At 60.1% G+C, this 19,610-nt stretch carries 18 protein-coding genes; 1 reads left to right on the forward strand and 17 read right to left on the reverse strand.

Going from position 1 to position 19,610, the window contains the following annotated elements:
- The first annotated feature begins 49 nt into the window (after positions 1-49).
- Positions 50-514 (forward strand): DUF5680 domain-containing protein, encoded by a 465-nt coding sequence (locus QTL94_RS04975; protein WP_289800795.1) that lies wholly within the window; start codon positions 50-52, stop codon positions 512-514.
- Here QTL94_RS04975 and QTL94_RS04980 read toward each other — a convergent pair whose 3' ends face one another.
- The 17 genes from QTL94_RS04980 to nuoF all read right to left on the reverse strand — a co-directional run bounded on the left by QTL94_RS04980 (position 515) and on the right by nuoF (position 19,606).
- Positions 515-1,198: an ABC transporter ATP-binding protein gene (locus QTL94_RS04980; RefSeq protein WP_065694141.1), complete on the reverse strand. Its 684-nt coding sequence runs from the start codon at positions 1,196-1,198 to the stop codon at positions 515-517. It lies immediately after the preceding gene.
- A gap of 14 nt (positions 1,199-1,212) precedes the next feature.
- On the reverse strand, positions 1,213-2,520 hold the full coding sequence (locus QTL94_RS04985; RefSeq protein ID WP_289800796.1) for a lipoprotein-releasing ABC transporter permease subunit: 1,308 nt from the start codon (positions 2,518-2,520) through the stop codon (positions 1,213-1,215).
- A 19-nt stretch (positions 2,521-2,539) separates the two neighbouring features.
- Entirely contained in the window at positions 2,540-3,862 is a 1,323-nt protein-coding gene (proS, locus tag QTL94_RS04990; RefSeq protein ID WP_289800797.1) for a proline--tRNA ligase, read from the reverse strand.
- Between the two features lie 573 nt (positions 3,863-4,435).
- Positions 4,436-4,717, reverse strand: coding sequence for a DUF1467 family protein (locus QTL94_RS04995; protein ID WP_065694138.1), 282 nt, complete (start codon positions 4,715-4,717; stop codon positions 4,436-4,438).
- Positions 4,718-4,848: 131 nt separating this feature from the next.
- Positions 4,849-5,253, reverse strand: coding sequence for a methylmalonyl-CoA epimerase (gene mce / locus QTL94_RS05000; RefSeq protein WP_289801055.1), 405 nt, complete (start codon positions 5,251-5,253; stop codon positions 4,849-4,851).
- Between the two features lie 2 nt (positions 5,254-5,255).
- Complete coding sequence (locus tag QTL94_RS05005) at positions 5,256-6,926, reverse strand: ribonuclease J (protein WP_289800798.1); 1,671 nt, start codon at positions 6,924-6,926, stop codon at positions 5,256-5,258.
- Between the two features lie 17 nt (positions 6,927-6,943).
- Positions 6,944-7,708 (reverse strand): biotin--[acetyl-CoA-carboxylase] ligase, encoded by a 765-nt coding sequence (locus QTL94_RS05010; RefSeq protein WP_289800799.1) that lies wholly within the window; start codon positions 7,706-7,708, stop codon positions 6,944-6,946.
- Positions 7,708-9,153 (reverse strand): NADH-quinone oxidoreductase subunit NuoN, encoded by a 1,446-nt coding sequence (nuoN, locus tag QTL94_RS05015; RefSeq protein WP_065694134.1) that lies wholly within the window; start codon positions 9,151-9,153, stop codon positions 7,708-7,710. The genes QTL94_RS05010 and nuoN overlap by 1 nt, the downstream gene beginning before the upstream one ends.
- An 18-nt stretch (positions 9,154-9,171) precedes the next feature.
- Positions 9,172-10,683 (reverse strand): NADH-quinone oxidoreductase subunit M, encoded by a 1,512-nt coding sequence (locus QTL94_RS05020; RefSeq protein WP_065694133.1) that lies wholly within the window; start codon positions 10,681-10,683, stop codon positions 9,172-9,174.
- Entirely contained in the window at positions 10,683-12,683 is a 2,001-nt protein-coding gene (gene nuoL, locus QTL94_RS05025; RefSeq protein WP_065694132.1) for an NADH-quinone oxidoreductase subunit L, read from the reverse strand. Before nuoL ends, QTL94_RS05020 begins: the two co-directional genes overlap by 1 nt.
- 7 nt (positions 12,684-12,690) lie before the next feature.
- Entirely contained in the window at positions 12,691-12,999 is a 309-nt protein-coding gene (nuoK, locus tag QTL94_RS05030) for an NADH-quinone oxidoreductase subunit NuoK (protein ID WP_018900202.1), read from the reverse strand.
- A gap of 29 nt (positions 13,000-13,028) precedes the next feature.
- A complete protein-coding gene (locus tag QTL94_RS05035) occupies positions 13,029-13,643 on the reverse strand; it encodes an NADH-quinone oxidoreductase subunit J (RefSeq protein ID WP_065694131.1) in 615 nt (204 codons plus the stop codon).
- A 141-nt stretch (positions 13,644-13,784) separates the two neighbouring features.
- Entirely contained in the window at positions 13,785-14,276 is a 492-nt protein-coding gene (gene nuoI / locus QTL94_RS05040) for an NADH-quinone oxidoreductase subunit NuoI (protein ID WP_065694130.1), read from the reverse strand.
- Between the two features lie 40 nt (positions 14,277-14,316).
- Positions 14,317-15,357 (reverse strand): NADH-quinone oxidoreductase subunit NuoH, encoded by a 1,041-nt coding sequence (nuoH, locus tag QTL94_RS05045; RefSeq protein WP_065694129.1) that lies wholly within the window; start codon positions 15,355-15,357, stop codon positions 14,317-14,319.
- Positions 15,358-15,369: 12 nt separating this feature from the next.
- Entirely contained in the window at positions 15,370-17,451 is a 2,082-nt protein-coding gene (gene nuoG / locus QTL94_RS05050) for an NADH-quinone oxidoreductase subunit NuoG (protein ID WP_065694128.1), read from the reverse strand.
- A gap of 224 nt (positions 17,452-17,675) precedes the next feature.
- Complete coding sequence (locus QTL94_RS05055) at positions 17,676-18,299, reverse strand: helix-hairpin-helix domain-containing protein (RefSeq protein ID WP_141684049.1); 624 nt, start codon at positions 18,297-18,299, stop codon at positions 17,676-17,678.
- Positions 18,300-18,301: 2 nt separating this feature from the next.
- The gene (nuoF, locus tag QTL94_RS05060; RefSeq protein ID WP_289800800.1) at positions 18,302-19,606 is read right to left on the reverse strand and encodes an NADH-quinone oxidoreductase subunit NuoF; all 1,305 of its coding nucleotides are present in this window, start codon (positions 19,604-19,606) and stop codon (positions 18,302-18,304) included.
- Positions 19,607-19,610: the final 4 nt, after the last annotated feature.

Raw genomic sequence — 19,610 nt, forward strand, 5'->3', positions numbered from 1 at the left:
TTACAATTCCCTGCGTTCTTGAGAGGTTGCGCGGCGGAGGGAACTGCGCATGGATATTGCCGCATTGAATGATTTCATCGTCGAGGCGAAGTCCAACACCTATGTCGGTAGCGGTGGGCCTGCGCCTGCCTGTCGGCCGGGATCGCATGACATCGGTTATCAGCGCGGTCCGTGGCGTTACCTCGACAGCTATTTTGGCGGAACCGATTTTGCCGGGCAGGAAGTGGTCTGGCTGGACAGCAAGCCGGCCTGGGCGATGAACTACTTCGGCCGCATCATCGAGCATTCGCTGATCGACGGCGAGCGCGCGGGCATCGTGATCAAGGCCGCGCTGTCCAAGATGTACGCCGAGTATCGGCGCTTTCTCGGCGGCATGGAATTCGAGCATGCCTTCGGTCTGTATGCCGACGAGAGCGTCGGCGATTGCAGCCACTTCAGTGGGCGCGAAGTGATCGTGGTGAACGAGCGCCGGGCCTACGAACTGGACTACCGCGGCGGTCTCATCCACCCCTGATCAGAAATCCACCACCTTGCCATCGGCAATCGTCACGCGACGATCCATCCGGCCCGCGAGTTCGTGATTGTGGGTTGCGATCAGGGCTGCCAGGCCAGACTGACGGACGAGTGCTTCCAGCGCATCGAAGACATAGCTCGCCGTCTCCGGGTCGAGATTGCCGGTCGGCTCGTCGGCAAGAAGCAGGCTCGGCGCATTGGCGACAGCGCGCGCAATGGCTACGCGCTGCTGCTCGCCGCCGGAAAGCTCGCCTGGGCGGTGTGCGCCGCGATGGCCGATGCGCATGTAATCTAGCAGCTGCGCGGCACGCTGCTTTGCTTCGACGCGCGGAAGACCCGCGATCATCTGCGGCATCATGATGTTTTCGATTGCGGAAAATTCCGGCAGCAGGTGGTGGAACTGGTAGACGAAACCGATCTCGCTGCGACGGATTGCCGTGCGCTTGTCGTCCGACAGCCCATTGCAGGGATGACCGTTGATGCTGACTTCGCCGCTATCGGGATGTTCGAGCAGACCGGCGACGTGCAGGAGCGTCGATTTACCCGTGCCGGAGGGGGCGACCAGTGCGACGATCTCACCGCTGTTCAGGGTGAAATCCGCGCCTTTGAGGATGGAGAGCAGCGTCTCTCCCTGGCCGTAGTGACGCTCGACGCCGGAAAGCTTGAGAACGGTATTCCGCTTCATGAAATGAGCATTCCTTATTCGTAGCGCAGGGCCTGCACGGGATCGAGCCTCGAGGCCCGCCACGCAGGGAAGATCGTTGCGATGAAGGAGAGGGTCAGCGCCATCACGACCACCGAGATCGTTTCACCGAGGTTCATCTCGGCGGGCAGCTGGCTGAGGAAGTAGAGCTGCGGATCGAAGAGCACGGTGCCGGAGACCCAGGAGAAGAACTCGCGGATCTTTTCAATATTGACGCAGACGAGGACACCGAGCCCGACGCCGGCTACCGTCCCGACAATCCCGATGGCCGCACCCGTCATGAAGAAGATCCGCATGATGGCGCCGGAGGTCGCCCCCATCGTCCGCAGGATGGCGATGTCGCTGCCCTTGTCCTTCACCAGCATGATGAGGCCGGAGATGATGTTCAGTGCCGCGACCAGGACGATCAGCGTCAGGATCATGAACATGACGTTGCGCTCGACCTGGAGTGCCGAGAAGAAGGTCTGGTTGCGCTGGCGCCAATCGGTGATGGCGATCTGGCGGCCCGCCGCGGCCTCGACCTTTGGCCGCAGGTTGTCGATGTCGTCCGGATTGTCGGCGAAGAGTTCGATCGACTGCACCAGCCCGTCTGCGTTGAAATAAAGCTGCGATTCCTCGAGCGGCATGTAGATGATTGACGCATCGTATTCCGACATGCCGATCTCGAAGATACCCGAGACCTTGTAGGATTTGACGCGCGGGTTGACGCCCATCGGCGTAATGTCGCCTTCCGGTGATATCAAGGTAATATTGTCACCCGCCTGGAGGCCAAGCTGGTCGGCCATGCGCGAACCGATGAGAACGCCCTGCCCGGCCGCGAAGCCGACAAGGTCACCGGACTTGATGTTCTCGGAAACGGTTTTCACCTTGGTCAGGTCTTCGGGACGGATACCGCGCACCAGCGCTCCCGTTCCTGCCCCGCCGGCGCCCGATGCGAGCGTCTGGCCTTCCACAAGCGGCAGCGCCAGCCTTATCCCAGGGACCGCAGCAAACTTGTCGGTCAGCACCGCATAATCGGTGAATGGCCCATCCACCGGCTGCACGATCATATGGCCATTGATGCCCAGGATGCGGGAAATCAGCTCCGTCCGGAAGCCGTTCATGACAGCCATGACGATGATGAGCGTCGCCACGCCGAGCATGATGCCGATGAAAGAGAAGCCGGCGATCACCGAAATGAACGCCTCCTTGCGGCGCGCGCGCAAATAGCGCCACGCCACAAGGCGCTCGAAGGTGGAAAATGGCCGGCCGGCCGGAGCCAAGCCGGATTTGGAACCCCGCTGGCCCACCGCTGCGTCTGCCATTTTGCCTCCCGCCTTCTCGTTAGCCCAAGAGCTTGTTGATTGCCGCTTCGATGGTCATCGTTTCGCGGGCGCCCGTCTTGCGGTCCTTGACTTCCACTTCGCCGTTCGCGACCGCACGCGGACCGGCAATGATCTGCAACGGAATACCGATCAGATCGGCCGTCGCAAACTTCGTGCCGGCGCGGTCGTCGGTGTCGTCATAGAGCACGTCCTTGCCGGCATTCGAAAGCGCGGCGTAGATGGTCTCGCAGGCGGCATCGCAGGCAGCGTCGCCTGCCTTCATGTTGATCACGATCGCATCGAACGGCGCGACTGAGTCTGGCCAGATGATTCCGTTCTCATCATGCGATGCTTCGATGATGGCGGGAACAAGGCGCGTCGGGCCAATTCCGTAGGATCCCATGTGAACGGGGTGTTCCTTGCCGTCAGGACCCTGCACCCTGGCGCCCATCGGCTCGGAATATTTCGTGCCGAAGTAGAAGATATGGCCAACTTCGATGCCGCGCGCCGACAGGCGATCGCTTTCCGGGATCGCATTGAAGGCCGCTTCGTCGTGCATCTCGGATGTGGCTGCGTAGACCGACGTCCACTTCTTGAAGATCGCGTCCAGACCGGCGACGTCGTCGAAATCCGTATCAACAGCCGGAATGTCGAAATCGACGAAGTCCTTGTGGCTGTAGACTTCAGACTCGCCGGTGTCGGCCAGAATGATGAACTCATGGCTGAGATCGCCGCCGATCGGGCCCGTATCGGCACGCATCGGAATGGCACGCAGCCCCAGGCGATCGAAGGTGCGCAGGTAGGCGGTGAACATCTTCTTGTAGGAATGCTCGGCGCCTTCGCGCGTCAGGTCGAAGGAATAGGCATCCTTCATCATGAACTCGCGCGAACGCATCGTGCCGAAGCGTGGACGAATCTCGTCACGGAACTTCAGCTGGATATGGTAGAGGTTGAGCGGCAGGCTCTTGTAGGACTTCACGTAGGAGCGGAAGATATCCGTCACCATCTCCTCGTTGGTCGGGCCATACAGCATCGGGCGATCCTGGCGGTCCTTGATCCGAAGCATTTCCTTGCCATAGGCATCATAGCGACCGCTTTCCTGCCACAGCTCGGCAGACTGCAGGGTCGGCATGGAGAGCTCGATCGCGCCGGCGCGGTTCTGCTCTTCACGAATGATGTTGTTGACCTTGTCCAGTACACGCTTGCCCAACGGCAGCCAGGAATAGATGCCCTGCGACTGCTGTCGGATCATGCCGGCGCGCAGCATGAGCCGGTGGGAGACGATTTCCGCCTCCTTGGGATTTTCCTTGAGGATGGGCATGAAATAGCGAGACAGACGCATGGCGAATTCCAAAGCTGTTGGGACACCGCAGGTCGCGGAATCGAAGGCGATGATAGATATTGTGAGCGTTCATAACCGCTTCGCGGCCGGAAAGAAACCCGGCAAAGGTCCGCGCAGACTTCCGTAAATGCAAGTTCGCGCCTGCAAAATATAAACGCGAAGAAAAACATGAGATTATAATGGTTTGAACGAAATCCTTATCAACAGAAAAAAAATGCTAGAGTGTAGCAAAAATGCAAAAAAACCTAATGACAAAGCCCATTCTTTGAGCTAGCTTTAGCCCACAAAACAGGCAGGAAGCTAAATTTCTGTCGATTTCGCGGTCAAGTCTTGGGAGGATCAGATCTTAGGCGCGCTCGTCGCAGCCCCGGCAACGGTTAAGGATCACGCGATACTTAAAACAAGGCTTTTAGCCTTGTTTTTTTTTGCCTTTTAGCATCGGCATTCGTTCCCATGCACAGCCAAACTGCCGTAACGTGAGCCATGCATCCCGTTAGGGAAGCTCATGGCGCAATTTGATGACATCTGTATGACGGCAGAATCCGCAGCTGCTCAAATGCTGAGCAAACGCCCTTAAACGTTCGAGAACGAAGGCCCAATCTGCGGCAGGGCATCGAAGCCCCATCCAAAGTAATTCGAAGAAATATACCAGGCGGCGTAGATCACGGCCGAAACGATAGTCGTCATCGAGAAGACGAACAGCGGTCGGAAGCGGGTCGGCGCGCTGTGAACCGTACCCAAGACGATGTCGTTGTCTTCCGCCTGGGTGCGAAGGCCGATCGGCAGGACGGCAAAAAGCGTCAACCACCAGACGATGAAATAGACGGCAAAGCCCTGAAGAAATGTCTGCAGCATAAAGTGTCCCGCCGAGCGCGTTGTGACTATCGCGATTTGGCTGCTTATAGGCCGGATCGAGTGCCAACACAAAGGCCGGTGTTGATCCCTGCAGAGATTTGCCGGCTTTGTGTCACTCTGCCGCAGCCGGCTCAGACTTGCTCGAGTTCGACCAAGGCACCGAAGAAATCCTTCGGATGAAGGAAGAGCACCGGCTTTCCATGCGCGCCGATCTTCGGCTCACCGTTCCCGAGCACCCTCGCCCCGGCGCGGACCAGATGGTCACGGGCGGCGACAATATCGTCGACCTCGTAGCAGATGTGGTGCATTCCGCCCGATGGGTTCTTTTCGAGGAAGGTCGCGATCGGCGATTCCGCCCCAAGCGGCTCGAGCAGTTCGACCTTCGTGTTCGGCAACTCCACGAAGACAACGGTCACGCCATGCTCCGGCAAGGCCTGCGGGACGGATACCGTCGCTCCGAGCGTGTCGCGATAGACAGCTGTCGCGGCCGCGAGATCCGGAACAGCCATTGCTATGTGATTGACGCGCCCGAGCATCATCAGACCTTGTTGATGAAGACCGTGACGACGGGCTTCTTGCCCCAGATCTGGTTCGCCGCGGCGCGGATGGCGCGACGCGCCGACTCCTGCAGCAGATCCAGATCCTTGCGGCGCGCGCGCGGAATGCTCTCGATGGCGCCGACGGCGGCATCGTAAAGCGCATCTTCCATCTCGTCGCCTTCGTCATCATAGACCGGCAGCCCGATGGCGACGATATCCGGCTCGCCGACAATATCGTAACGCGAGTCGATAACGAGATTGAACGCAACGTGGCCGACATAGGAGAGCTTCTTGCGCTCGCCAATGCCCATTTCGTCGAAGTCGCCGATCAACGTGCCGTCCTTGTAGATCCGGCCATGGGGCGCCTCGTCGATGACCTCGACCGGGCCTGGTGCAAGCCGTAGCACGTCACCATTGCGCACGCGCGGAACGATGCCGATGCCCGACTGCTCCGCCAGCTCCTTGTGAGCGGTCAGATGCGTCGCTTCGCCATGGACGGGCACAACGATCTTCGGGCGCGTCCACTCGTACATCTTCTGCAATTCGTTGCGGCGCGGGTGGCCGGAGACGTGAACAAGAGCCTCGCTGTCGGTGATGCAATGGACACCCTGCTCGACGAGCCCGTTCTTGATGTCCTGGATCGCCTTTTCGTTGCCCGGGATGGCGCGAGACGAGAAAACAACGATATCGCCAGCCGCGAGCGCGACATTGCGCATCTCGTCACGGGAAAGCTTGGCAAGGGCAGCCCTCGACTCGCCCTGGCTGCCTGTCAGGATAACGACGACCTTGTCACGCGGGATGTAGCCGTATTCCTCTTCGGAGATGAAGGGCTTCACACCCTCCATGATGCCGATATCGCGCGACACGTCGACAACGCGCTTCAGCGAGCTGCCGAGGAGGAGGACCTCGCGACCGGCTGCTTCCGCAGCCTCGGCAATCGTCCTGATGCGGCCGACGTTCGACGAGAATGTCGTGATCGCAACGCGACCTTCCGCATTCTCGATAATCTTGCGCAGGCTCTCGGAGACATCCTTTTCCGACGGAGAAACGCCATCGCGCAGCGCATTGGTGGAGTCGCACATCAGCGCCAGCACACCTTCGTCGCCCAACTGCCGGAACCGCGCTTCGTCGGTCAGCGGACCGAGCGACGGCTCATGGTCGATCTTCCAGTCACCGGTATGGATGACATTGCCAACGGGCGTGCGGATCATCAGCGACATCGGCTCTGGGATCGAGTGATTGACGCCCACGCCTTCGATGCTGAACGGGCCGACGTTGATCGTGTCGCCAGCGGTAAACGGCGTGATCGGGATCTCGCCGATCGCAGACTTCTCGAAGCTGCGCTTGGCCTCGAGCAGCCCAGCGGTGAACTTCGAGGCATAGACCGGAACGTTGAGGCCAGGCCACAGGTCGGCCAGCGCACCGTAGTGGTCTTCATGCGCGTGGGTGATAATGATCGCCTTCAGGCTCTTGCGCTGCTTGGCGAGGAAGCGGATGTCGGGAAGGACGAGATCGACGCCCGGCAAATCGGGCCCCGGAAAGGTCACACCGCAATCGACCATGATCCATTGGCGATGCTCGGCCGGGCCATAGCCGTAGAGAGCGAGGTTCATACCGATCTCGCCCACGCCGCCCAGAGGCAGAAATACAAGTTCGTCCTGCTTCGCCATAGTCTTCGTTTTTCCAATCATCCAAAGAAGACGTCGCCGGCGGCGATCGTCATCATCCTGCCTGCCCCAGTATCGAGCATCAACAGGCCATTATCATCAATTCCACTGAAGTGGCCGGAAATCGACCGGTCAGGCAGGTTCACGGTTATCTTTTCACCAATACCGCAGGCGACTTCGCGCCAACGTGCCGTAATCTCGCGAATGCCGCGGCCACGATCCCAGGCTGCAAGCGCCTCTGCCATCGCGGCGAAGAGGTGAGCAAAGAGCTCCTCCGGCGAAGCGGCACTTCCCTGCTCACGCAGGCACGTTACCGGGTAGAGCGGGTTATCCGGCATGACGGAGACATTGATACCGATGCCGATCACCAGGGCGTGGCGGCCGTCCGGCAGGCTTTCGCCTTCGACGAGGATGCCGCAGGTCTTCTTGCGCCCAATCAGGATATCGTTCGGCCACTTCACCTCGAGCGGTTCGGCGGAAGCGGGAAGCACCGCGCGCACCGCCTGATGGACAGCCACGGCAATCGCCAGCGGCAAGGAGCCCAGGCGTTCCATCGGAGCAGCGTCGATCAGGAGAAGAGAGGCATAGAGGTTGCCCCGTTCCGAGACCCAGGGGCGTCCCCGGCGGCCTCGGCCGCCGGTCTGCTTTTCCGCGGTGATCCAAAGGAGGCCGCGGTCCCCTGCCCGAGCCCGGGCAAGGCATTCGCTATTGGTGGACGATGTCTCCGACAGAGCCTCGTGCCGGAAATCGTCGAGCGACATCCGGCGCCGTGCGTCGAAGCTCATCAGAACAGCGTCGCCGCAGCAAGCTCGGCCGCGCCACCGATCGGACCGCCGATGAGGACATAGGCGAGAACGAACAGGCCAGACACGCCGAAGACCAGGCGCAGCGAACCGGATACGCGGGCAAACTCACCGGTGGCTTCATCGAACCACATCAGCTTGATGACGCGCAGGTAGTAGTAAGCGCCGACGACCGATGCGAGCACGCCGATGATGGCAAGCGCATAGAGCTTGGCTTCGATGGCTGCGACGAAGACGAAGTACTTCCCGAAGAAGCCTGCGAGTGGCGGAATGCCGGCCAGCGAGAACATCAGGATCGTCAGAACGGTCGCCATGAAGGGGTTCGTGGTCGAAAGGCCTGCCAGATCGGCGACGTTTTCAACGACGGTTCCATCCTTGCGGCGCATCGACATGATGATCGCAAAGCTGCCGAGCGTCATGACCATGTAGATGACCATGTAGAGCATCACGCCCGACACACCTGTCTGCGAACCGGCGGCGAGGCCGACCAGTGCGTAACCCATGTGACCGATCGAGGAGTAGGCCATCAGTCGCTTGATGTTCTTCTGGCCGATAGCCGCGAAGGAGCCGAGCAGCATCGAAGCGATCGAGATGAACACCACGACCTGCTGCCAGTCAGCCATGACGGGCTGGAAGGCAGTGATGACAATACGGGTCATCATGGCCATGGCCGCAATCTTCGGCGCGCTTGCCAGGAAGGCGGTCACCGGCGTCGGTGCACCTTCGTAAACGTCCGGCGTCCACATGTGGAACGGAACGGCCGAGATCTTGAAGGCAATGCCGGCGAGGATGAAGACGAGGCCGAAGATCAGACCGAGCGAACGAGCGCCATCAATCGTCAGAGCCTGCGCGATTTCGGCAAAGTGCGTGTGGCCACTGAAACCATAGACCAGCGACATGCCGTAAAGCAGCATGCCCGAGGACAGGGCGCCGAGTACGAAGTACTTCAGGCCGGCTTCCGTCGACTTGACGCTCTCGCGGTTGATTGCAGCAATGACGTAGATCGCGAGAGACTGCAGCTCGAGGCCGAGGTAGAGCGAGATCAGGTCATTGGCCGAGATCATCAGGAGGATACCGAGCGTGCAGAGCACGAGCAGTACCGGGAACTCGAACTTGTCGAGCTGGTTCTCCTTGGCGAGACCGAGCGACATGAACAGCGCCACGATCGAGCCGATGAGCGCCGTGATCTTCATGAAGCGGCCGAAGCCGTCCGACACGAAGACGCCGCCATACGCGAGGCCTTCGCTCGGCACGAAGATGAGCCAGAGTGCAGCCGCCGCCAGCACGATCAGCGCGAGAACGCTGACCATGCGGCCGGACCGCTCGCCCGAAAAGACGCCGATCATCAGCAGCACCAGGGCACCGATCGCGAGGATCAGTTCCGGAATGGAAAGATGCAGGCTTGCGAGAATTGTTTCAGAGGTCATGTCCCAAAAGTCCCGTCATCATTTCATGGACAGCGCAACATCCTGCGCTGCCTGGACTGCGGCCGAATAGCTATGCACCAGTTGATCAACAGACGCAGCCGTCACGTCGAAAACAGGAGCCGGATAGACGCCGAAGAAGATTGTCAGTGCGATCATCGGATAGAGGATCAGCTGTTCGCGCGGCGAAAGGTCGAGGAGAGCCTTGAGCTTCTCCTTCTCCAGTGCCCCGAAAATCACGCGACGATAGAGCCAGAGCGCGTAGGCAGCCGACAGGATGACACCCGTCGCGGCAAACAGCGCAACCCAGCTGTTGACGCGGAAGACACCGATCAGCGTCAGGAATTCGCCGATGAATCCCGACGTGCCGGGAAGGCCGACGTTCGCCATGGTGAAGACCATCATCGCAACGGCATACTTCGGCATGTTGTTGACCAGACCGCCATAGGCCGCGATCTCGCGGGTATGGGTGCGGTCGTAGACAACGCCGACGCAGAGGAAGAGCGCGCCGGAGACGATACCGTGCGACAGCATCTGGAAGATCGAGCCCTGCAGACCCTGCGCGTTGGCCGCGAATATACCCATCGTCACGTAGCCCATGTGGGCCACGGAGGAATAGGCGATCAGCTTCTTGATATCGTCCTGCATCAGCGCCACCAGCGAGGTGTAGATGATGGCGATGACCGACATTGCGAAGACGAGCGGCGCAAAGAAATCGGACGCAACCGGGAACATGCCGATCGAGAAGCGGATCAAGCCGTAGCCGCCGAGCTTCAGGAGCACGCCTGCCAGGATAACCGAGCCTGCCGTCGGCGCCTGAACGTGCGCGTCGGGAAGCCAGGTGTGAACCGGCCACATCGGCATCTTCACTGCAAACGAGGCGAAGAAGGCAAGCCATAGCCAGGTCTGCATCTGTGGCGGGAACTTGTAGGCGAGCAGCGCCTGAATATCCGTCGTGCCGGCCTGCCAGTACATAGCCATGATGGCGAGCAGCATCAGCACCGAGCCGAGCAGCGTGTAGAGGAAGAACTTGTAGCTGGCGTAAACGCGATCCTTGCCACCCCAGACGCCGATGATCAGGAACATCGGGATAAGGCCGGCTTCGAAGAACACGTAGAAGAGAACGATATCGAGCGACACGAAGACGCCGACCATCATGATCTCAAGCATCAGGAAGGCGATCATGTATTCCTTCAGGCGCTTCTCCACCGAAAACCAGCTGGCGAGCACGCAGAAGGGCATGAGGAAGGTCGACAGGATGACGAAGAGCATGGAAATGCCATCGACGCCCATGTGGTAGCTGATACCGGTGCCGAGCCAGCCGTGCTTCTCGATCATCTGGAAGCCCGGGTTCGCATTGTCGAAACCGATCCAGATGAACAGCGACACGATGAAGGTCACCACGGTCGTGAGCAACGAGATGTTGAGCACGTTGCGGCGGCCGTTCGGGCCGTTCTCATTCATAAGCAGCAGGAGCACCACGCCGACGAGCGGCAGAAAGGTGACCGTGGAAAGAATAGGCCAATCGGTCATCAGAGGGCACTCCCGAGCATCATCCAGGTAACGAGCGCTGCAACGCCGATCAGCATGGCGAACGCGTAGTGATAGAGGTAACCGCTCTGCAGGCGCACGACGCGGTTGGTGACATCGACGACGCGGGCAGCGATGCCGTTCGGGCCGTAGGTGTCGATGACACCGACGTCACCCTTCTTCCAGAGGAAGCGGCCAAGCGCCTTTGCCGAGCGAACGAAGAGGAAGTCATACAGCTCGTCGAAGTACCACTTGTTCAGAAGGAAGTTGTACAGGACGCGATGCTGCTGCGCGAGGACACGCGGCGTCGACGGCGACTTGATGTACATGTACCAGGCGGTGACGAAGCCGACGATCATCGCAATGAAGGGGCTGAGACCAACCAGGGCCGGAACGTGATGGAAGTGTTCCAGCAGTTCGTTTTCCTTCGAGGTGAAGAGAGCGCCCTTCCAGAACTCGGCGTACTCTTCGCCGTAGAAGTGGCCTTCGAAGAACCAGCCTGCGAAGACTGCGCCGATCGCCAGGAGGTAGAGCGGCACAAGCATGACCTGCGGCGACTCGTGAACGTGGTGCATGACCTCGTGCGAAGCGCGCGGCTTGTTGAAGAAGGTCATGAACATCAGGCGCCAGGAATAGAAGCTCGTGAACAGAGCAGCGATCACCAGCATCGCGAAGGCAAAGCCGGCAACCGGCGAATGCGATGCATAGGCAGCCTCGATGATGACGTCCTTCGAGAAGAAGCCGGCAAAGCCGAACGGCGTGAACGGAATGCCGACGCCGGTGATGGCGAGGGTACCGATCAGCATCATGTAGAAGGTGACCTTGATGTGCGGACGCAGACCACCCATGTGACGCATGTCCTGCTCGCCATCGACGGCGTGGATGACCGAGCCGGCGCAAAGGAACAGCAGTGCCTTGAAGAAGGCGTGCGTGAAGAGGTGGAAAATGGCCGCGCCATAGGCGCCGACGCCGAGTGCGACGAACATGTAGCCGAGCTGCGAACAGGTCGAATAAGCGATGACGCGCTTGATGTCGTTCTGCACGAGGCCGACGGTTGCCGCGAAGAAGGCGGTGATGGCGCCGATGATGGTGACGACAGTCAGCGCATCGGGCGACAGTTCAAACAGCGGCGACATGCGGGCGACGAGGAAGACGCCGGCGGTGACCATGGTAGCGGCATGGATGAGCGCCGAAACAGGCGTCGGGCCTTCCATGGCGTCCGGCAGCCAGGTGTGCAGCAGGAACTGTGCCGACTTACCCATCGCGCCCATGAAAAGCAGCAGGCAGGCGCCGGTCAGTGCGTGCGCCTTGTCGAGGTGCATGCCGAAGAGGTTGAGAACGATCTCGCCACCCTGGCCTCCAGCCTCAGTCGCAGCGAAGCTCGGAGCGTTGGCGAAGATGGTGTCGAAGTTGATCGCGCCGAAGAGAACGAAGACGCTCGCGATGCCGAGGATGAAGCCGAAGTCGCCAACGCGGTTGACGATGAAGGCCTTCATGGCAGCAGCATTGGCCGACGGCTTCTTGAACCAGAAACCGATGAGCAGATACGAAGCCAGACCGACGCCTTCCCAGCCGAAGAACATCTGGGCAAGGTTATCGGACGTGATGAGCATCAACATCGCGAAGGTGAAGAGCGACAGATAGGCGAAAAAGCGCGGACGATGCGGGTCATGATGCATGTACCCGATCGAGTAGACGTGAACGAGGGTCGAAACCGAGTTGACGACGATCAGCATGACCGAGGTCAGCGTGTCGATACGCAGCGCCCAGGAGACGTCGATACCGCCGGACTGGATCCAGCGCAGAACTTCAACCTTGATCGGACCGCCTTCGTGGTGGCCCATGCCGACGGTGATGAAAACGTACCACGACAGAACTGCCGCGACGATCATCAAACCGGTGGTGACGAATTCCGATGCCTTGGCGCCGATCGCGCGGCCGAAAAGGCCGGCGATGATCGCGCCAATCAGGGGAAGAAAGACGATAGCCTTATATAAAAACATAGCCTTATCAGCCCTTCATCATATTGACGTCTTCCACGGCGATGGAGCCGCGGTTGCGGTAGAAGACGACGAGAATTGCGAGACCGATGGCCGCTTCAGCAGCAGCGACGGTCAGAATGAACAATGCAAAGACCTGGCCGACGATGTCGTTCAGGAACGACGAGAAGGCGACCATGTTGATGTTGACCGCGAGCAGAATGAGCTCGATCGACATCAGGATAACGATGATGTTCTTCCGGTTGAGGAAGATACCGAAGACGCCGAGCGTGAAGAGGATGGCGCTGACCGTCAGGTAATGGGAAAGTCCGATGACCATTGTGTTGTTTCCTTAAGCTCGCGCCTGCCTCAAAGCCCCTGCCCCGGCTTCACCGTCACCACCTCGACGGCGGTCTTCGGATTGCGGGCAACCTGGTTCGCAATGTTCTGCCGCTTGACGTGCGTGCGATGCTTGAGCGTCAGCACGATCGCCCCGATCATCGCGACCAGAAGCACCAAACCGGCGATTTCGAAGAAGTAGACGTAATTGGTGTAGAGCACATCGCCGAGCGCCGCGGTGTTGGTCCGGTCGGTGATGGCCGGGATCGGCATCGCCACGGACTTCGCGATCTCAGGCGAAATCACGCTGCCGCCGACCACGACGATCAGCTCGGCTGCGAGGATCACCCCGATCAGCGCGCCGATCGGCGCATATTCGAGAACGCCGGCCCGCAGCTCCGTGAAGTCGATGTCGAGCATCATGACCACGAAAAGGAAGAGAACGGCCACGGCCCCGACATAAACGACCAGCAGGATCATCGCGAGGAATTCGGCGCCGAGCAGCAGGAACAGGCCCGCCGCATTGAAGAAAACCAGGATCAGGAAGAGAACCGAATGAACAGGGTTCTTCGACCAGATAACCATGAACGCCGACGCTATCGCGATAAAGGCGAAAAGATAGAAAAATAGAGCCTGCAGACCCATGTTGGTGCCTTTTTCATCTTCCCCCGGGCAGCCGGGAGTTTCCCTGCCCGATGAAGCTTCGCAAGGAGGGATCCAGCAAAGCTCCGGTGCATGTTGACCGGAAGCCGCGTCAGGCGCGGCATCCCGGCATTTCAATTTCGATCAACGGTACGGTGCGTCCAGCGCGATGTTGCGCGCAATTTCGCGCTCCCAGCGGTCGCCGTTGTCGAGGAGCTTCTGCTTGTCGAAGTAGAGCTCTTCGCGTGTTTCCGTCGCAAATTCGAAATTCGGGCCTTCGACGATCGCATCGACCGGGCATGCCTCCTGGCAGAAGCCGCAGTAGATGCACTTCACCATGTCGATGTCGTAACGAACCGTGCGGCGCGTGCCATCGTTGCGGCGCGGGCCAGCTTCGATGGTGATCGCCTGTGCAGGACAGATCGCCTCGCACAGCTTGCAGGCGATGCAGCGCTCTTCGCCGTTGGGATAACGACGCAGGGCATGTTCGCCGCGGAAGCGCGGGCTGACCGGTCCCTTTTCGAACGGATAGTTGACCGTTGCCTTCTGCTTAAAAATGTACCGGAAGGTCAGCCAGAACGCACTGGCGAATTCCTTCAGGAACAGCGAGCTGACAGCGTTGGACAAGCCTGCCATCTTCAACCTCCAAAATTGCTTGAAACGAGGGCCGACATAATCACGAACCCATCAGCTTCAGCACGAATGCAACGATAACGACCATGGCCAGCGACAGCGGAAGGAAGACCTTCCAGCCGAGGCGCATGAGCTGGTCGTAGCGGTAGCGCGGCACGAATGCCTTCACCATCGCGAACATGAAGAACACCAGGCACGACTTCAGCATGAACCAGATGATGCCCGGAACCCAGTTCAGGAACCACACGTCGACCGGCGGCAGCCAGCCCCCGAGGAACAGGATCGTCGTCAGCGAGCACATCAGAACGATGGCCGCGTATTCGCCGAGCATGAACATCATGTAGAGCGCGGAGCCGTACTCGACCATGAAGCCGGCGACGAGTTCGGATTCAGCTTCCGGAAGGTCGAAGGGCGGACGGTTCGTTTCAGCAAGCGCCGAAATGAAGAAGATGATGAACATCGGGAACAGGGCGAGCCAATGCCAATCCAGGAAGGAAGCCGGCAGGCCGAGGCGCGTTCCGATGCCGCTCTGCTGAGCGTGAACGATATCCGTCAGGTTCAGCGAGCCAACGCAAAGCAGGACGGTAACGATGACGAAACCGATCGAGACTTCGTAGGACACCATCTGTGCTGCAGAGCGAAGCGCGCCGAGGAACGGATACTTCGAGTTCGAAGCCCAGCCGCCCATGATGACGCCATACACTTCGAGCGACGAGATCGCGAAGATGTAGAGGATACCGACGTTGATGTTCGAGATAACCCAGCCATCAGCGAAGGGCACGACAGCCCAGGTCGACAGCGCCAGAAGCACGGTAACCAGCGGCGCCAGAAGGAAAACCGCCTTGTCAGCCCCGGCCGGAATGATCGGCTCCTTGAAGACGAACTTCAAAAGGTCGGCAAAGGACTGGAAAAGTCCCCACGGACCCACCACATTCGGACCACGACGGAGCTGAACTGCTGCCCAGATCTTACGGTCGGCCAGCAGAATGTAGGCGATGAAGACGAGGAGGCAGACGAGGACGAGAAGCGACTGACCGACCATGAGAAGGCCGGGCAAGACATAAGTTGAAACAAACGATTCCATAGTCCCCTGCCCTTACTCTGCCGCGACTTTAAAGTTGTTGCGGGCCAATGCCGAGCACTCGGCCATGACAGCCGACGCGCGCGCGATTGGGTTCGTCAAATAGAAGTCTTTCACAGGCGACGCAAACCCGGATTTGTTCATCTTGCCGGCTTTTTTCGCAACTGCGGCAATTTTGGCGCTGTCGCTTTCGGCAATCTCGTCGAGCGCTGCGAAATGCGGGAATGCCGCATAGAGCTTGGCGCGCAACTGGTTCAGTGAATCGAACGGCAGCTTCTTGCCGAGCACGTCGGAAAGCGCACGAATGATCGCCCAGTCTTCGCGAGCGTCGCCAGGAGCAAAGCCTGCGCGGTTGCCCATCTGAACGCGGCCTTCGGTGTTGACCCAGATACCGGACTTTTCGGTGTAGGCGGCTGCCGGCAGGATGACGTCAGCGTTCTGTGCGCCTTCGTCACCGTGCGAGCCGATGTAGACCGTGAGCTTGGCCTTCTTCGCCGAGAAGTTCAGTTCGTCCGCGCCGAGCAGGAAGAGCACGTCCATCGCAGTCAGCATTTCAGCCGCGCCGACGCCCTTGGCGCCAGGCACGAAGCCGAGGTCGAGACCGCCAACGCGCGATGCTGCGGTGTGCAGTACTGCGAAGCCGTTCCATCCTTCGACAACCGCGCCGACATTGCCGGCGAGCTTGGCAACACTTGCGAGAACGCCAGCGCCATCGCTGCGCGACAGAGCGCCCTGGCCGATGATGATGAGCGGCTTCTTGGCGTCCGTCAGAACCTTTGCGAAGGCATGGTTGCCGTCGACGAGATCCTTCAGGGTGTCCGGGCCGGAGCCGAGGTATTCGTAGTTGTAGCGAAGCTCGCCGCCCTCACCGATCACGCCGATCGGGAAGTTGCCACGACGCCAGCGCTTGCGGATGCGAGCGTTGAGGATAGCAGCTTCGAAGCGCGGGTTGGAGCCGATGATCAGCAGCGCGTCAGCCTGCTCGATGCCTTCGATCGTCGGGTTGAAGACGTAGCTTGCACGACCGAGCGACGGATCGAGTGCCGTCCCATCCTGACGACAGTCGAGGTTCTCGGAGCCCAGCGACTTCACCAGTTCGGAAAGCGCATACATTTCTTCGACGGAAGCGAGGTCACCGGCGATCGCGCCGATCTTGTCGCCCGAGGTCGCTGAAACGGCCGCCTTGATCGCGCCGAAAGCTTCACCCCAGGTCGCAGGCTGAAGGCGACCGTCCTTGCGGACGTATGGCTTGTCGAGGCGCTGTGTCTTCAGGCCGTCCCAGATGAAGCGGCTCTTGTCGGAGATCCACTCTTCGTTGATCTGGTCGTTGACGCGCGGCAGGACGCGCATGACTTCGCGGCCACGGGTATCGACGCGGATCGCCGAACCGAGCGCGTCCATGACGTCGATCGATTCGGTCTTGTTCAGTTCCCACGGACGCGCCGTGAAAGCGAAAGGCTTGGAGGTGAGCGCACCGACCGGGCAAAGGTCAACGACGTTGCCCTGCAGTTCGGAGGTCATCGCCTGCTCGAGATAGGTGGTGATCTCGGCATCCTCGCCGCGGCCGATCAGGCCGAGTTCGGCAATGCCGGCCACTTCGGTCGTGAAGCGAACGCAACGCGTGCAGTGAATGCAGCGGTTCATCACGGTCTTGACGAGCGGTCCAATGTACTTGTCTTCCACGGCGCGCTTGTCTTCCTGATAGCGCGAGCTGTCGATGCCGAAGGCCATTGCCTGGTCCTGCAGGTCGCATTCGCCACCCTGGTCGCAGATCGGGCAATCCAGCGGATGATTGATGAGCAGGAACTCCATCACGCCTTCGCGGGCCTTCTTGACCATCGGCGTATTGGTGAACACTTCAGGCAGCTCGCCGTTCGGGCCGCCACGGATATCGCGTACGCCCATGGCGCAAGATGCCTGCGGCTTCGGCGGACCACCCTTGACCTCGACGAGGCACATGCGGCAGTTGCCGGCAACCGAAAGGCGCTCGTGGAAGCAGAAGCGCGGAACTTCAGCACCGGCTTCTTCACACGCCTGAATGAGGGTGTAATGATCCGGGACTTCGATCTCGTTACCGTCAATCTTCAGTTTTGCCATCGTCACTCAGTCCTGTTTTCCGTTTGCCGGATGGCGGCAAACAAATCTATTTTGCAACGTTTCCACTGCCAGGCCGGATTTTTGCGCCCGCTAGCACCGGTATCGTCCAAATTCTGTTTCCGCTCCCGAGACCCGAGACCGGCATTCGGCATCTGCAACACCAGGCCATGCCTGTCCGTCGTTCTGCCTCGACTTCACTTCGGCCAAGTCATTCGGCCGAAAAATTACGTCCGCTTCCGGCCCTTCGCCGATAGCGCCTTTGCTTGAGCAACCCAGCCGTCCCGCGCGATACGGCCTTCAAAGCCGAGCTCAGCGTCGATCCGCGCGATGTCCTCGTCCGACCATGCCGCGAGATCCGCGAAGGTGCGTATCCCCTTGGCGTTAAGAACCTGCTCAAGCTTCGGACCGATCCCCGAGATCTGCTTGAGATCATCGGCTTTCCGCGTCCGTGGCGCGACCTTCGCCTTCGCGACCGGCTTCGGAGCCGGAGCAACGGCAAGTTCGACCTTGCCTGGCGCGGTCTTTACCGGTGCTGGGCGAATGTTCTCAGGCTTCACGTCCACTTCCGGCTTAGACTCATCCGGCGGCGTCTCATCGAGCACAGCGGCCAGCTGGTTTGACGCTTCCACAGCGCCCTGGAGGGCTCCGAGGAACGCACCGGCCATCTGCGTGGAAAAGCCGAAACCGATCGCCGTCGCTGCGGCCATCGCCGCAGCCGGATTGATCATCAGCGGCGGCAGCGGCAGGGCCCGGGCGTTTTCCAGCATCTCGGCAGCAAGACGGCCGAAGTCGGCCGAAAAATCAGCCGCTCCTTCCTTCTTCGTGCTGTCGGACGCCTTCGTCATCAGCCTTACTCTGCTGCCTCGAGAACCGCACCGTGATCCATCGCGCTCGCCGTGTACTGGTCGATACGCGCTTCGATCTCGTGGCGGAAGTTACGGATCAGACCCTGCACCGGCCATGCAGCAGCGTCGCCGAGCGCACAGATGGTGTGGCCTTCGATCTGCTTCGTGACCTGGAACAGCATGTCGATTTCGCGCTTCTGGGCATTGCCCTTGGCCATGCGCTCCATGACGCGCCACATCCAGCCCGTGCCTTCGCGGCACGGCGTGCACTGGCCGCAGCTCTCATGCTTGAAGAAGGCCGAGATACGGGCGATCGCCTTGATGACGTCGGTGGACTTGTCCATGACGATCGAGGCTGCCGTACCGAAGGACGAACCAACCGAACGCAGACCGTCAAAGTCCATCGGGACATCGATCATGTCCTTGGCCGGAACGATCGGGCACGATGCGCCGCCCGGGATGACCGCGAGCAGGTTGTCCCAACCACCGCGGATACCGCCGGCGTGCTTGTCGACGAGTTCACGGAAGGTGATGCCCATTTCTTCTTCGACGGTGCACGGCTTGTTGACGTGACCGGAGAGCATGAACAGCTTCGTGCCGACGTTGTTCGGGCGACCGAGCGAGGAGAACCAGCCAGCACCACGACGCAGGATCGTCGGAGCAACGGCGATCGACTCGACGTTGTTGACGGTCGTCGGGCAGCCGTAGAGACCCATGTTGGCCGGGAATGGCGGCTTGAGGCGCGGCTGGCCCTTCTTGCCTTCGAGGCTTTCGAGAAGTGCTGTTTCTTCGCCGCAGATGTAAGCACCCGCGCCATGGTGGACATAGATGTCCATCGGATAGCCGAGCTTGTTGCTCTTGCCGAGCAGACCGTAGTCGTAGCACTCGTCGATCGCGGCCTGGAGGGCTTCGCGCTCGCGGATGTATTCACCACGGACGTAGATGTAGGCAGCATTCGCGCCCATGGCGAAGCTGGCGATCACGCAGCCTTCGATCAGCGTATGCGGATCGTGGCGCATGATATCGCGGTCCTTGCAGGTGCCCGGCTCCGACTCGTCGGCGTTGACGACGAGATAGTGCGGACGACCATCCGATCCCTTCGGCATGAAGGACCACTTGAGACCCGTCGGGAAGCCTGCGCCGCCACGACCGCGAAGACCAGAGGCCTTCATCTCGTTGATGATCCAGTCGCGACCCTTTTCGAGAATCTGCTTGGTGCCGTCCCAGTGGCCGCGGCTCATCGCGCCCTTCAGGGACTTGTCCTTGAGGCCGTAGATATTGGTAAAGATGCGGTCTTTATCTTGTAACATGCTT

This window comes from Rhizobium sp. S96, assembly GCF_030382195.1.
In the GTDB taxonomy this organism is placed as follows: Bacteria; Pseudomonadota; Alphaproteobacteria; order Rhizobiales; family Rhizobiaceae; genus Rhizobium.

Excerpts from the sequence above, each read along its gene's own strand:
- QTL94_RS04975 (WP_289800795.1), top strand. The coding sequence starts at position 50 with ATGGATATTGCCGCATTGAATGATTTCATCGTCGAGGCGAAGTCCAAC.
- QTL94_RS04980 (WP_065694141.1), bottom strand. The coding sequence starts at position 1,198 with ATGAAGCGGAATACCGTTCTCAAGCTTTCCGGCGTCGAGCGTCACTAC.
- QTL94_RS04985 (WP_289800796.1), bottom strand. The coding sequence starts at position 2,520 with ATGGCAGACGCAGCGGTGGGCCAGCGGGGTTCCAAATCCGGCTTGGCT.
- proS (WP_289800797.1), bottom strand. The coding sequence starts at position 3,862 with ATGCGTCTGTCTCGCTATTTCATGCCCATCCTCAAGGAAAATCCCAAG.
- QTL94_RS04995 (WP_065694138.1), bottom strand. The coding sequence starts at position 4,717 with ATGCTGCAGACATTTCTTCAGGGCTTTGCCGTCTATTTCATCGTCTGG.
- mce (WP_289801055.1), bottom strand. The coding sequence starts at position 5,253 with ATGCTCGGGCGCGTCAATCACATAGCAATGGCTGTTCCGGATCTCGCG.
- QTL94_RS05005 (WP_289800798.1), bottom strand. The coding sequence starts at position 6,926 with ATGGCGAAGCAGGACGAACTTGTATTTCTGCCTCTGGGCGGCGTGGGC.
- QTL94_RS05010 (WP_289800799.1), bottom strand. The coding sequence starts at position 7,708 with ATGAGCTTCGACGCACGGCGCCGGATGTCGCTCGACGATTTCCGGCAC.
- nuoN (WP_065694134.1), bottom strand. The coding sequence starts at position 9,153 with ATGACCTCTGAAACAATTCTCGCAAGCCTGCATCTTTCCATTCCGGAA.
- QTL94_RS05020 (WP_065694133.1), bottom strand. The coding sequence starts at position 10,683 with ATGACCGATTGGCCTATTCTTTCCACGGTCACCTTTCTGCCGCTCGTC.
- nuoL (WP_065694132.1), bottom strand. The coding sequence starts at position 12,683 with ATGTTTTTATATAAGGCTATCGTCTTTCTTCCCCTGATTGGCGCGATC.
- nuoK (WP_018900202.1), bottom strand. The coding sequence starts at position 12,999 with ATGGTCATCGGACTTTCCCATTACCTGACGGTCAGCGCCATCCTCTTC.
- QTL94_RS05035 (WP_065694131.1), bottom strand. The coding sequence starts at position 13,643 with ATGGGTCTGCAGGCTCTATTTTTCTATCTTTTCGCCTTTATCGCGATA.
- nuoI (WP_065694130.1), bottom strand. The coding sequence starts at position 14,276 with ATGGCAGGCTTGTCCAACGCTGTCAGCTCGCTGTTCCTGAAGGAATTC.
- nuoH (WP_065694129.1), bottom strand. The coding sequence starts at position 15,357 with ATGGAATCGTTTGTTTCAACTTATGTCTTGCCCGGCCTTCTCATGGTC.
- nuoG (WP_065694128.1), bottom strand. The coding sequence starts at position 17,451 with ATGGCAAAACTGAAGATTGACGGTAACGAGATCGAAGTCCCGGATCAT.
- nuoF (WP_289800800.1), bottom strand. The coding sequence starts at position 19,606 with ATGTTACAAGATAAAGACCGCATCTTTACCAATATCTACGGCCTCAAG.